Origin of the sequence: Prevotella sp. P3-122, from assembly GCF_002251365.1 — a bacterium.
Classification (GTDB): Bacteria; Bacteroidota; Bacteroidia; order Bacteroidales; family Bacteroidaceae; genus Prevotella.
In genome coordinates this window covers 67,510-80,747 of record NZ_NPJH01000044.1, presented here as the reverse complement: position 1 = coordinate 80,747, position 13,238 = coordinate 67,510, and the positions used below count along the sequence as shown (strand labels likewise).

7 protein-coding genes are annotated in these 13,238 nt (G+C 51.3%); 4 read left to right on the top strand and 3 right to left on the bottom strand.

From position 1 onward, the window contains the following. Positions 1-259 precede the first annotated feature (259 nt). From CIL02_RS08530 to CIL02_RS08520, 3 genes are all read right to left on the bottom strand, one after another. A complete protein-coding gene (locus CIL02_RS08530; RefSeq protein WP_094400884.1) occupies positions 260-1,000 on the bottom strand; it encodes a UpxY family transcription antiterminator in 741 nt (246 codons plus the stop codon). Between the two features lie 594 nt (positions 1,001-1,594). Further along, complete coding sequence (locus tag CIL02_RS08525; RefSeq protein ID WP_094400882.1) at positions 1,595-2,851, bottom strand: porin family protein; 1,257 nt, start codon at positions 2,849-2,851, stop codon at positions 1,595-1,597. Between the two features lie 10 nt (positions 2,852-2,861). Beyond that, on the bottom strand, positions 2,862-3,401 hold the full coding sequence (locus tag CIL02_RS08520) for an RNA polymerase sigma factor (RefSeq protein WP_094400880.1): 540 nt from the start codon (positions 3,399-3,401) through the stop codon (positions 2,862-2,864). A gap of 122 nt (positions 3,402-3,523) precedes the next feature. Here CIL02_RS08520 and CIL02_RS08515 point away from each other — a divergent pair, with 122 nt between their 5' ends. From CIL02_RS08515 to CIL02_RS08500, 4 genes are all read left to right on the top strand, one after another. Further along, entirely contained in the window at positions 3,524-5,590 is a 2,067-nt protein-coding gene (locus tag CIL02_RS08515; protein ID WP_094400878.1) for a DNA topoisomerase 3, read from the top strand. Between the two features lie 111 nt (positions 5,591-5,701). After that, the gene (locus CIL02_RS16905; protein WP_094400891.1) at positions 5,702-7,759 is read left to right on the top strand and encodes an OmpA family protein; all 2,058 of its coding nucleotides are present in this window, start codon (positions 5,702-5,704) and stop codon (positions 7,757-7,759) included. Between the two features lie 322 nt (positions 7,760-8,081). After that, entirely contained in the window at positions 8,082-11,117 is a 3,036-nt protein-coding gene (locus tag CIL02_RS08505; protein WP_094400876.1) for a glycoside hydrolase family 2 TIM barrel-domain containing protein, read from the top strand. Positions 11,118-11,144: 27 nt separating this feature from the next. Then, positions 11,145-13,217, top strand: a complete 2,073-nt coding sequence (locus CIL02_RS08500; protein ID WP_094400874.1) for a hypothetical protein — start codon at positions 11,145-11,147, stop codon at positions 13,215-13,217. Positions 13,218-13,238: the final 21 nt, after the last annotated feature.

Genomic DNA, 13,238 nt, shown 5'->3' with positions numbered 1-13,238 from the left:
ATGAAGGTTATTAACCTTATCGGCAATGATATATATATGCATAGACCACGCAACAATATATTGTCACTCGAGATATAGCATGAACCGCAAATATGAATACGCCACAGACAAGATTTATAACCTTATCGGCAATGAAGGTAACAAATACAGAGCACACTGCTATAAATGGTAATCACTCGAAATGTCGGATGACCCAATATATCTTTGATTATCGTGCATTGCTCGGCCAATAAGAAGGGCAGCACATTGAGGATATTGCTTAATCTATTTTCTCCAAATATGCCGAGGGGATATAGGTGGTGGCTATGGTGACGATGCCATCGATAATGATGGCGACACGCTGATGACCACAGTAGCGCGCTACCTTGCCGACAACGCCCTTGAATGTGCCATCGGTGACACGGACTGTTGCCCCCTTGTCGAACTTGTGCTCGTCATTGGGAACGACGACAAGCCCGCCAGACTGGTCGGCTAAGACCAGACGGAGATTTTCCAGCTGATAGTCGGGGACGATGAGGGGCTCATGTCGGAGTTTATCGCCGATGCCGACACGACGACAATAGAAACGGAGGTAGGGAAGGTTGGCGTTGTCGTAAACGTATGTCTTGAGCTCTTCTTCCGTGCCACGGGCGAAGAAGATATTGAGCATGCAAGATTGGGTGACTTTTTTACGCTTGTTGTTGACCATCTTGAACGCCTTGATGGTGGGATAGTAGGTCTCGACTCCTTGACTGACAAGATAATCGTTGCACTTGCTTTCCCGTCCGTAGGTGGCGCGGAGGGCATACCAATGGACATTGGGATTCTGGTTCTTAGAATCCTCAGAAGCAGTTTGTGACTCCGTTTCAGGCTGAACACAATTGGTGGACACCCCTGTTGGTGAATTCTCGGCCAGAATGGGCTTCTGAACTTCGGGGAGGGCATCGGGGGTAAGCCCGGTGCGGGGAGGGAAAGATGTGCCCTCGGGGGTGATTTTGTCATCGGTATTATTTGAATTCATATCGATGGCCTAACCTATTCAACAATGAACTCGGTTAAGGACATAAAAAAAGCGTGGAATCGTCCTGTTGTCCGTTCCACAACCTGAGGCTTCTCGCATTGCCCATCAAAGTTGAACAGACAACGTCAGAGCCCACGCCGATATGAACTATGCACTAATCCCTTAGAGACCTATATAAACAATGGGTTTGCGCCCAATAAGGGCGCAAAACTTGCTTACAAGGTCTCACGGGAGAGTGATAAAATCACACCCGGGGCATCTACCGTTGCTAAGTTCAAGACTTTGACTGGAAATTTTGCGAGAATTTCAGGTTGTCTCAAACACAGCGTAGAGTAAACGCCTTTATTATGTCATGGAAATCACGTCCCACCCAACTACCCGCCTTATTGTTCTTTCGGCATCGAGATGCCTGAAGTGTAACTCGGCTCGGCGTGGGTTGCCATATCAAATGGCTGTGAAATCCGATGCAAAGATAGGAAATATATCTTAAATATTTCTATTGTAAATAGAAGAAAATTGTGAAAGTATTAAAATTGTCGTTTTTTAACGAGAATGGTTGACGGATGTCAAAGAAGAGCGGGGCACCCACTAAACTTACTTGGCGTTATGGCCAAAATTGACCCTTATACCCAATTGTAGGTTGAAGTCCAAGTCGTGCTTCTTGAAGTAGGTTTTCACCTTGCTGCCGTTGTCAATGTTGTATCTTATTCCTGGCTCTATGTAGAGTCCTGCTTGGGGCAGGAAGTCGTATTCTACACCCAATGTTCCGTTCACGGACAGCTGGATATTGTCTTTATCAGCATCGGTTTTTTGCCCATTGACAGTTGTTGAGGCCTTTATATTGAAATCGGCTTGTGCTCCTGCCATCGTGTAGGCAGTCAGCCTGCCCGTTTGAAGCAGCTTGTATGAAACACCTACGGGGATGCCTATATAATATAAGGTGTGTTTCATGTTGACGGTAGTCATCTCGTTGTCTCTTGTGGCATGGTCAGTGTGCTTTGTATATGCTACTCCAGTAGTGAGAGCTATGCGGTCGGTAAGTCCGTAGCTGAATGATAGTCCTATGGTGACGGGCTTGTCAAAGTCGTGTGTCTCCCTGTAGCTGTCCAAGACCATTGGACTTTCTATTTTCTCTGCGAGTGAGCCAGCCATAAGGTCGACGGTTGGCGCATTGCTTGCCATAACCATTGCTGATGGGGTCGAGCTGTTATTGTGAAAGCTGTTTTGTGCGAATAGCTTTATGCCGCTTTTGGCTTTTCTGTAGCCCTTTTTGTCTTTTGCAAAGTTTTCCTCTAACTCCTCTATCAGAAGCTCGCCCTGACTACGCTCAAGAGGTTTTTCCAAAGCAGGTTTTTGCTTGTTCTCGTAGTCTTCATTCCTTATGGAGTTGTTATCTGTTGGCTTACTGCCCTTATGGTTCATGCTTTCTTCCACATTGGCGTCGGCTTGCATGCCATGGCTGTAGTCGTTTTCATCATGTCTTGCGTTGGTCTGGGCTACAAGTTTTTCGTTATTGTACGATGGCGTCTTGTCGCTCGATGGGCTTTGTGCATGTTGATTTTCTGTATCCGTATTGGCCCTATGCTCCGATGGCTGTGTGGCGTATGTCCTTACACTATTGTCCGCTATCATGTCCGGTTCGTCGGGGCTATTGCCCATAACCATCCATGTTGATACGGCCACTGCGGCCACACATGCTGCCGCCACCCATCGCCACAGTGGTATGGTTTTCTTGTTACCGCTGTTGTCGAGGGCTTTGTCTATGCTGCCCCAAAGGTCGGAGGGCACAGGCTCCTGATGGTTGCTCATTCGTGAGCGCAGTTTCTGTACCCATTCTTCTTTGTTTCTCATACTATATATATTATTCTGTATTCATTACTTTCCTAATCATCCTTGCGAGCATAGTCCTTGCTCTTGCGTATTGCGAGGCCGAGGAATTCTCCTTTATGTTAAGCCGTTTTGCAATCTCCTTGTGCGTCAATCCCTCGAAGACGTAGAGGTTGAGCACCGTGCGGTAGCCGTCGGGCAAACGTCCTATAAGCTCTGTCAGTTTCTCGTTGCTAATGCCGTCGATGTCTGGTGGCTCCTCGTCGGTTGGCTCCTCTGGCAACTCGTCGGTAATATAGAAGCGGCCATGGTCGCGCAGGAAGTTTATGGCCTCGTTGGTGACAATCTTGATTATCCAGGCCTTAAGCGACCCCTCCCCTCGGTATTTGAAGTCACGAATGTTTGTGAATACCTTTATGAAGCTCTCCTGCAGCACGTCCTTCAGCAGATACCTGTCAGGGATATACCTCAGCCCAACGGCTGTGGCATATCCGGCATAGCTGTCGTACAAGGCCCTCATAGCCTTCCTGTCGCCATGTTTTATTGCTTTGAGGATTTCCTCTTCTGTATTCATGTGCTTCCTATAGTATTAAACGGAATAGTTCATTAATCTTGCATGGCTAAGTCTCTTTTTTGTTTCTTTGTTGTATAAGTCTCGTTTTTTTTACTTAATTTTGCCACTCAAAACCATTTTCAATGATTGTTTGCATAGCCGAGAAACCCAGTGTGGCAAGAGACATTGCCAGAATTATAGGTGCCACTGCCGACCATAAGACATACATGGAGGGCAATGGCTATCAGGTTACGTGGACCTTCGGACACCTCTGTTGTCTGAAGGAGCCTAACGACTATACAGAGAACTGGCGCCACTGGAGCCTGGCTGCCTTGCCGATGCTGCCTCCGCGTTTTGGCATTAAGCTTATTGAGGACCGTGGTATCAAGGAGCAGTTCGATACCATTGAGCGGCTCTACAGCAAGGCTGACGAGATTATCAATTGCGGTGACGCCGGTCAGGAGGGAGAGCTTATCCAGCGATGGGTTATGCAGAAGGCCGGTGCCAAATGCCCCGTCAAGAGGTTGTGGATATCATCCATGACTGACGAGGCTATCAGGGAAGGGTTCCGCAACCTCAAGGACCAGAGCCATTATCAGCCGCTGTATCTTGCAGGACTCTCGCGTGCCATCGGTGACTGGATATTGGGTATGAACGCCACGAGACTCTATACCCTGAAGTACGGGCAGGGCCGTCAGGTGCTGTCCATAGGCAGGGTACAGACACCGACGCTGGCGCTCATCGTAAACAGGCAGAAGGAGATAGACAACTTCAAGCCAGAGCCTTACTGGGTGCTGGCAACGCTATATCGTGACGTTGTCTTCACGGCAACGCAGGGCAAGTTCAGCTCCAAGGAAGAGGGTGAGAAGGCTTTCAGCACCATTGCCGGCAAGCCGTTCGTGGTGACGGCCGTACAGAAGAAGAAAGGCACCGAGGCACCGCCACACCTCTACGACCTCACATCGTTGCAGGTGGACTGCAACAGCAAGTTCGGATATTCTGCCGAGATGACGCTCAATATCGTGCAGTCGCTCTACGAGAAGAAGTTCACCACCTATCCGCGTGTGGACACCCAGTATCTGCCGGACGATGTCTATCCCAAGTGTCCCCAGATACTCAACGGCGTCTACCAGTCGCTCATTGCCGGACAGAGCGTCTACGCTCCGCTTGTGAAGCCCCTTGGAGGCAAGCCGTTGCCTAAGACCAAGAAGGTCTTCGATGCCTCAAAGGTTACTGACCACCATGCCATCATCCCTACAGGGGTGCCTATACGCGGACTCACCGATATTGAGCAGAACGTCTTCGACCTAATAGCACGCCGCTTCATAGCGGTGTTCTATCCCGACTGCCGTTTTTCTACTACTACCGTTCTGGGCAAGGTTGAGGATGTGACATTCAAGGTTAGCGGAAAAGAAATTCTCGACCCCGGATGGCGCAAGGTGTATGGCAAGGAGGCCAAACAGCAGACAGACGACGAGGCCAGGAAGACCGACGAGGAGCGTGTGCTCCCTCAGTTCACGGTTGGCGAGAGCGGCCCCCACGAGCCTACCCTTACCGAGAAGCATACCACACCACCGAAATATTATACCGAGGCCACACTTCTCAGAGCCATGGAGACGGCAGGAAAGTTTGTCGAGGACGAGGAGCTGCGCGCCGCGCTCAAGGAAAACGGTATCGGCCGTCCATCGTCCAGGGCGGGCATCATAGAGACTCTGTTCAAGCGCAGGTATATACGCCGCGAGCGCAAGAACCTTGTGGCTACGCCTACCGGCATAGGACTTATTGACATCATACGGGAGGAGCTGCTCAAGAGTTGCGAGCTTACTGGCATTTGGGAGAAGAAACTCCGTGACATAGAACACCAGCGCTACGATGCCGCACAGTTTGTGGCAGAGCTGAAGCAGCAGATAACGGATATTGTGAAGGATGTGTTGCAGGATGCCTCTCCAAGAAAGCTCGTCATAACCGATGATGCTACCGAGCAGGTTGCCAAAAAGCCCAAGTCGCGGAAGGCTGCTCCAAAGGCGACCAAGCCAAAACCAAATTCCGCAAAGTCATCTGACGGCCAGCAGCCAGCCATTGCGCCATCCGATGACCTTATAGGAAAACCATGCCCGCTATGCGGAAAGGGAGTAGTCATCAAGGGACGCACGGCGTACGGATGCAGCCTGTGGCGTGAGGGATGCGCCTTCAAGTTGCCGTTCGGATAATAAATCGGCTTTTTCTGCGTTTTATCATTGAGGTCCGAGCTCCCGTCTACTCGCTCGCCCGTCAACAAAGAAACTATAATGGAGATAAAAGAATATAAGGGACTTATGCCTATGGCAACCTCATGCCTCGTCTTGTCGTTGCTTCTTGTGTTCGTCTTGTCATCGTGTGGTGCAGACAAAAACCTCAAGCGGGGTGAGAAATACCTTGCCCTTGGTGAGTATTATGATGCTGCCAACGAGTTCAAGACGGCCTACCAGAAGACTCCGTCCAAGGAAAGGGACAAGAGGGGACAGAGGGCACGGAAGATGGCTTACTGCTACGACCGCAGCCTGCAGACGGCGAAAGCTATCGCCGCCTACCGCAATGCCATAAGGTATAATCAGGCTACATCCGATGACCTGCTGGCTTATGCGAGGCTTCTGCTCAAGAACGGCAACTACAAGGAGGCCGAGGCTGCTTTCACGCAGGTGCTCGACTCCATGCCCGGCAACGTTCTGGCCCGCAACGGACTGCTCTCCGCACGTCAGGCACCTGCCATCAAGAATGAGGGTAGCAGGTATACCGTGAAGAAGATGGATATATTCAACTCACGTAGGGCGGAGTATTGTCCCATGCTCCTTGGCGACGAGAGTGACCAGCTCTATTTCACTTCCTCGCGCAACGAGGCGCAAGGCGATGAGCTTAGCGGCATTACGGGAACGAAACCTGCCGACATATTCCTAAGCGAGAAAGATGACAAGGGACACTGGTCAAGGCCTGAGCCTGTTGTGGGCGGACTGAATACCGACTATGACGAGGGGGCGTGCGCCTTCTCTACCGACGGACGGACAATGTATCTTACTCAATGCTCTACCGACCCCTCCTATCCACGTTATGCCAAGATAATGACGGCATCGCGCAGTGATGCCTCATGGGGAAAGGCATCTGAGCTGAAGCTTTCCAACGACACACTCTCCAGCTTTGCACATCCTGCCGTCTCGCCCGATGGCGAATGGCTCTACTTCACCTCCGACATGCCGGGAGGCAAGGGAGGACTCGACATCTGGCGTGTAAGGCTCACAGCAGCAGGAGTAGGGGGAGTGGAGAACCTTGGGGAGCCTGTAAACACTCCTGGAGACGAGGCGTTCCCGGCATTCCGTCCTAACGGCGATTTCTATTTCTCAAGCAATGGCCATCAGGGACTCGGCGGCTACGATATATTTATCGCAAGGGTGGGCAACGACCATAAATACCATCTTGAGCATCCGGGATATCCGCTTAACTCCCAGGGCGACGACTTTGGCATCACCTTCGAGGGACCGTACAACCGTGGTTTCTTCTCAAGCAACAGGAATGACGGACGGGGATGGGACCATATCTATTCCTTCAACAATCCCGAAATTGTCAATACCATCAAGGGCTATGTCTACGAGATGGACGGCTATGAGCTTACGGCGGCCGAAGTGCATATCGTTGCAGACGACGGCACTAACGAGACTGTGGGCGTTCGCAGCGACGGCTCCTTTACCAAGGTTGTAACTCCCGGTGTAAGCTATCTCGTCATGGCAACCTGCCAGGGATATCTCAACCACATGGAGGAACTTACCGTCATGGCCACTGACGAGAGCCACGAGGACGTGCTGCAGTTCCCTCTTGCCCCAATCTCAATGCCCGTGCTCATCGACAATATTTTCTACGAGTTCGACCGGGCTGAGCTTACCAAGGACTCAGAGAAGGCTCTCGACGAGCTTGTCACGCTGCTCAACCAGAATCCGCACGTCACCATTGAGCTGAGTGCCCACTGCGACTACAAAGGCTCTGCCGAATACAACAAGCGGCTGTCGCAGAGACGGGCAGAAAGCGTGGTGAACTATCTCGTAGAACATGGCATAGAGGCCGAAAGGCTCACCCCCGTAGGCTACGGAAAGGACAGACCGAAGAAGGTCAGGGCTAAACTGGCAAAGAAATACTCATGGCTCAAGGAGGGAGACGAGCTGACAGAGGACTTCATAAAGGCCATAGACAACGAGGAGAGGCAGGAGATATGCAACTCCATCAACAGGCGCACCGAATTTACCGTCCTTAGAACAACATATGGCATGTTCGACGAGAACGGAAAGCTGAAGATACAGCCCAAACCTGCAAATAAAGAACAGCAAGACACTGACGAAGACTACGAGTTCTATTAATGATTTAAACTTCGCAAGTAGTAAAAAGGAGAAAAATGAAGATAAGAGGAGATAAATGACGTATGTTTAAGCCATGCTTGAATTATTGAGAAATCAATAATCATTAATCATTAATTAGGGTGTACAGTTTGATGTACAAATATCAGTAACTCAACTTTCGGAAGTTATTTTAAACTCTGTGGTTTAAAATAACTTCCGAAAGTTGTGTAGTATACTATGGTGTCCAATTTGTTACCATGTTACCATTTTTTGATACACCTTGTTTCTGTTGTTTACTCAGTTTTTCAGAACTTTGCATTCGGAAATAAACAACAAAACGATTATGAGAAAAAAGATGATGACGCTACTATGGATGGCCATGTGGGCCGCCATGCCTGTACTGGCCCAGGAGCACCATGACTGGGAGGATGCTACCATTGTGTCGAGAGGCAAACTGCCCTATCATGCCACACTGCAATTGCCCAGCAAAGAGGCAGAGTGTAAAGAGATTGTCTCGCTCGATGGACAGTGGTATTTCCATTGGTCGAAAGACCCTGCCTCGCGTCCTGCCGACTTCTACAAGTCTACTTTCGATGTTTCGTCATGGCCCACCATACAAGTGCCCGGAAACTGGCAGTTGCAAGGCTATGGCAAACCCATCTATACTAACGTAAAATACCCCTTCAAGAAAGATGCTCCCTACGTGACAGGAGTCCCCGATAGCACATACTACAGTTTCGACCATCGCAATCCGGTTGGGTCCTATGTCACCTTTTTCGATGTGCCTCAGGTCTCCCCTTATGGAAGCATAGAGGATGCTTCCTATATCCTCCATTTCGGAGGCGTGAAGTCTGCTTTCTATGTATGGGTTAACGGACAGAAAGTCGGATACAGCCAGAACTCAATGTCACCGTCCGAGTTTGACATCACTCCTTATATAATAAAGGGCAGAAACCGTTTGGCCGTGGAAGTGTACCGCTGGTCGGACGGCAGTTACCTCGAAGACATCGACATGTGGCGACTCTCTGGCATATTCCGCCCCGTGCAGCTATTGGTGCGCCCCCTTGTGCATATTGCAGACTATCACCTTCAGGCTCAACCCTGCGACAACTGGAAAGATGGCGATTTCGTCGCTACCGTCAAGGTGTGCAATCGGGGTCGGAACGCAGCAAGAAACATTCCCGTAAGTGTCACCATTGATGGGCAGCTCTTCACACAAAACGTCAAGCACATTGCTGCGGGCGACACCTTAGCAGTACGCTTCGACGGGCATCTCTCTGGAGTCAGGCTCTGGACACCACACACACCAAATCTCTATCCAGTTACGCTCGCTTGCGATGGCGAACACTTCGAAAGCCACGTCGGATTCAAGAAAGTGGAGATTATTGGCGAGGTGCTGAAAGTGAATGGGCAAAATGTCAAGCTGAGGGGCGTCAACCGTCACGACCACCATCCTCGAACCGGCCGATACTGTGACCCTGCCACATACGAGCAGGATATTGCCTTGATGAAGCAATGCAACATCAATCTGCTGCGTGTGGCCGTATATCCCAGCGATCCCTACCTCTACGAACTTTGCGACCGCTATGGCATCTTCGTAATGGACGAGGCCAACAACGAGAGCCACGACTACGGTATTGGCAACCATACCCTTGGCGACGACCCTGCTTGGCGAGCCGCCCATGTGGATAGGGCCAAATCGCTTGTGGAGCGCGACAAGAACCATCCCTCTGTGCTCATATGGTCGCTTGGCAACGAAGCAAGTGCGGGTTTGAATCCTAAAGCCATGCGTGAGGCCATCCTCTCCATCGACACCACACGCGTCATCTACTACGACAGCGACCGCAGCCTCTCCGACATCTACGATGACAGCTACCTCACCCCCGAGAATATGCGTCGTGTAGCCCAGCGTGTCAATAATCGCCCCTTCATGATGCGCGAATATGGTCATGCCATGGGCAACTCCATGGGAAATCTCAAGGACTATTGGGACATCATCTACGCAGATTCCAGCATCTGTGGCGCAGCTGTGTGGGATTGGGTAGATCAGGGACTGGAAGCAGTTGGTAGCTCACAATCCGCAAATCCAACCTATCTCTATGGAGGCGACTTTGGTGACCAACCAAACAACGGAACCTTCTGCATCAACGGCATGGTGGCGCCCGACCGAAAGCCACACCCCCATTACTATGAGGTGCAATACGTGTACCAGCCCATCCATTTCTCCATGCACGAGGGACGCATCGAGAAGAAGAGCATGGACCCCTTTGTGCATGTTGATGACTTCGACTACATTTTGGACACCTTGCAGGTTGGCGGAGAACGGCTCATCAACATTAAAGCCCTGCTGAAGCATGACACGCCATGGGCCAAACGTGGCTTTGTGGTGGCTCACGAGCAATTTGTCGAGGGGCAGTATGCCTTCCCGCAGTCGTTTGGAGACATTTCAACAAACGAATTCACATCACCTCTCCTATCTGGATCCACCTCGCACGGCAAGGTCAAAGCTGCTAAGGTGAAGCGTACAGCGCACGGTGTCACCATCCTGACGCGGCATGGGCAGGTAGAGATAGACAGTACAGGAGCCATAACGCAGATTACCGCGCATGGCAAACAATGGCTCATTGCTCCTCTCGAGCCCCATTTCTGGAAGCCCGAAAACGACAACCAGCATGCTGCCAAGTTCGCTCAGCGTCTTGCCATATGGCAGAGCGCTGCTGAGGAGCGGCAGTTGCAGGCCTTCCACGTCAGTCAGCACAAGGATGTCGCCGAGGTCACAGCCACATTCACCCTGCCCGTGGCAGCAAAACTCATCCTCGTATATACCATTCATTCTGACGGCACTATCAAGGTCGACGCCGACTACCAGCCTCAAGGGAATGTCAGCGACAAATCATTGGCAGAAGCCCTCAAGACAATGCCAAAGTTCGGCATGAGGATGCGCCTGCCAGCGGATTTCAGCCAGGTGTCATGGTACGGTCGAGGCCCGTTAGAGAACTACCCCGACCGCAAGCTGTCACAGCACGTCGGACGCTATGCGATGCCACTCTCCGACTACGAGGTGGAGTACGTCAATCCTCAAGACAACGGCAACCGTTGCGATGTACGTTCTTTTACTCTGTCTTCCGTCACCACCCAGCGTAAGCTCACTATTCTGGGTTGCCAACCACTCTGCATCCGTGCCTGGGACTACGTTGAAGAGGAGTTGCAGGCCGCCCATCCAAATGAGATGCATCGTGGCGACGGAGTCACAGTCAATATAGACCTCAACATACATGGCGTAGGCGGAGTCGATTCGTGGGGCGCACGCACACTCCCACAGTATACCGTTGATGGCCGCAAACCGCACCACTACAGCTTTTTTATAATTGGAAATTGAAGATTAAAGATTGAAAATATATAAAACATGAAAAAATTATCACTTACAACCAGCATCTGGCTTTGCACATTGTGCATCTGTGCCCAGCCAGAGGATGTTACCAAAAAGTACATCGAAAACCCTGATTTCGAAGCCCGTTTTGCCGCTTGGATCAATCCGGGAAAGTTCACTTATAACATAGCCAACACCTTCGAGGGAAAGAACGAGCGCGTGTGGATGGAAAAATGGGTATCGCGTGGCAGCAAGCTGGGCACCAATACAGGTATGTACCAGACTCTCTATCATCTGCCCGACGGCACCTATACTCTTGTGGCTGCTGCCAAGAATGTCAACCAGGTCAACAGCTCGGAGATCTGCACAGGTGCCTACCTCTATGCCGGACAGGAACAGACAGCCATCAATGCCCCAGGCGACTATAGCGTCACTTTTACCGTGGCCAACGGCAAGGCCAACGTGGGCATACGCCTCAAGGACTGTACCGGTAACTGGGTCTGCATCGACAATCTGCGTCTCTACTACAACGGTGTGAATGCCGACAGCCTCTCTACCGAGCAGGCGCGCATCGAGACAGAACGACAAACCTTGCGCGAGAAAGTGGAAAGTGCCGCCCCTACTTCTCTCACGGTCAGCACATTCGAGTTCATCCCCACAGGCAACACTATTGCGCTGGGGCGTAGCACGATAAGCGGTACGTGCAAGGAGAAGGGATTCTGCTGGAGCACCAAGCCGAATCCCACCATCTTCGACGAGTCCACCACAGAGACTCTCGAAGGCACCAGCATCTATGTCATGCGTGGCCTCACACCCGCCACACCTTATTATATGCGCGCATACGCCATGACAAGTGGCGGATACGTAGCCTACGGTGAGGAACGTAAAATTGTCACCCTGCCAGAAGGTGTCATGACTTGGAGCTACGACGATGCTGCACTGAAGGATACCAAATACACCGAGCAACAGGCCATTGATGCCAATGCCCGCATCAAAAGTGCTTCGGCCGAGTGCGTGTGGATGTATAATCAGTTGAGCTACATCCCTGGCTTCCACCTCAGCGTACACTTTAACCGTGGAGCAGGAGCGGGCGACGGCACAGCCGACTGCAGCTACGGTGGCTGGATGCGCGTGAGCCAGAACACACCCTACCAGCAGACTGGAACCATGTTGCACGAGACCAACCACGGCGTAGGTGTGGGCACAACCTGGGAGTGGAACAACAACGCCAACCTGCGTTCCAACGTCAGTCGTGGAAAGTGGCTCGGCCCCATGGCCACCAAGATGGTACGCTTCATCAACAACAACAATACCTCGCTTATGGACGGAGACAAGTCGCACATGTGGCCCTACGGCATCAATGGTGCCCACGAAGACACCTATCAGCCCTCCAATGTATCGCTCTACTTCTACAACATCCTAATCACCCATGCCTTGCATCAGGACGGAGTGCCCTGTACCAGTTCCGTGGGCTTTGCGTCGCCAGCCTACCTCTTCGAGCAGCGCGACACTATCAAGTACTACCTTAAGAACAGCCAGTTTACAGACGGATATCTCTACGGCAGCAAGCTCACTGTGAAATACCAAGAAGCTACGAAAGACGAGGTTCTCGCCAACGATGGCTATGCATGGTACGTACGCTACGATGCCAAAAAGCGCTATTACTATTTCCAAAACGCAGCCACGGGCAAGATGCTGACCTACAATTCGGGCTTCAAGGTGACTACCGCTGACACTCCCACCTTTGCAGAACTCTTCCACGTTCTGCCCGCACGCATCGACTCTCAACTCGGCTCCGAAGATATACCCCTCACCAAGACGGCCTACTGGCTCCTGCACCCCAACAAGTACAGTTCTCCAGCCCTCACTGCCACAGCCAAGGCGATAACCGAGAGCAAGTACGATGCCAGTAACGAAGCCACGGCACAGCAATGGTTCATCCTCACCGCCGACGAGCTGGAGACCCTGACCACATCCATCGAAGAGGCACCTAAGGCAACCGAATCCACGCATTCCACAGATATCTATGATCTGCAGGGACGCAAGGTAAATACAGCCTCTCCTCGACACGGCATTTATATAGTGAATGGCCGCAAAGTAGTGAAGTAATTCTCGTCAGTTAACAATTAA